Source organism: Nocardia farcinica, from assembly GCF_029867845.1.
Classification (GTDB): domain Bacteria; phylum Actinomycetota; class Actinomycetes; order Mycobacteriales; family Mycobacteriaceae; genus Nocardia; species Nocardia farcinica_A.
On sequence record NZ_JARWRU010001060.1, the window covers coordinates 1 to 1,187 of the forward strand.

Annotated in this window: 1 protein-coding gene and 1 pseudogene; both read left to right on the forward strand. The window is 73.8% G+C overall.

All coding sequences use genetic code 11. The annotated features are described in order from the left end of the window. Positions 1-152 (forward strand): annotated as a pseudogene (locus QH283_RS23415) (acetoin utilization protein AcuC); the annotation flags it as partial. After that, positions 145-1,187, forward strand: a 1,043-nt coding sequence (locus QH283_RS23420; protein WP_280505097.1) for a GNAT family N-acetyltransferase, incomplete at its 3' end; no start/stop codon positions are given. The pseudogene QH283_RS23415 and the gene QH283_RS23420, both read left to right, overlap by 8 nt.

Here is a 1,187-nt window from a genome sequence, read left to right on the forward strand (position 1 = left end):
CCTCCGGGCGGGGGTCGGGCCCGGGGGGGCGGGGGTCTCCGGGCGACGCCTGGGTCGACGGGGCGTTGCGGGCGGTCGACTCCGCCGTGCTGGCCACCCGGCGGGCCAGCTTCTCCCTGCTCGGATTGGACCCGGAGGACCCCCGTGACTGATCAGGATCCCGCCCCCGACATCGAGGACAAGGTTCCCGAGCCGCCGCAGCACTGGTTCGCCGACGTCCTGGCCTCCGACGGCGGCGTGGTACGCCTGCGGCCGATCGTGCCCGAGGACGCCGAGGCCATGCAGGCCTTCCATGCCGCGCTGTCCGAGCGCACCCGCTACCTGCGTTACTTCGGGCCATACCCGCGCATCTCGCCCAAGGACCTGTACCGCACCACCCATGTCGACCACCGCGACCGGGTGGGACTGGTGGCCGAACTGGGCGAGCGGATCATCGCGGTCGGCCGCTACGAACTCGTCGACCGTCCGGGCCCGCGCGCCGCCGAGGTGGCGTTCGTGGTCGCCGACGAGCACCAGGGCCGCGGGCTCGGTTCGATCCTGCTCGAGCACCTGGCGGGCGCGGCCGCGGAAAACGGCATCCAGACCTTCGTGGCCGAGGTGCTCGCCGAGAACTACACCATGGTGACCGTCTTCCGGGAAGCCGGTTACCAGGTGGAACGCAGCCGCGACGGCACCGTGCTGCACCTGGAGTTCGCCATCGATCCGACCGAGGCGCTGGTCTCGGTGCGCGACGCGCGTGAACGCGCCTCCGAGGCGCGCAGTGTCGGCAACCTGCTCGCCCCGCGCTCGATCGCGGTGATCGGCGCGACGCCCGGCGCAGGCCGGGTCGGCGGCGCGGTGCTGGCCAATCTGCTGTCGGCCACCTTCCAGGGGCCGGTGTACCCGGTGAACCCGCACCGCCGCTCGGTGCGGGGCGTGCGGGCGTACGCCACGGTGCGCGAGATCCCCGACGTGGTGGATCTGGCGGTGGTGGCGGTGCCCGCCGGGGAGATCGACTCGGTGCTCGACGACTGCCTGGCCAAGGGCGTCAAGGGCCTGGTGGTGCTGACCGCGGGCTTCGCCGAGACCGGTCCGGCGGGCATGGCCGCCGAACGCGAACTCGTCGCCGCCGCGCGCGGGCACGGCATGCGGGTGGTGGGGCCGCGCGCGCTCGGCCTCGCCAACAACGACCCGGGCCTGGGGCTGAG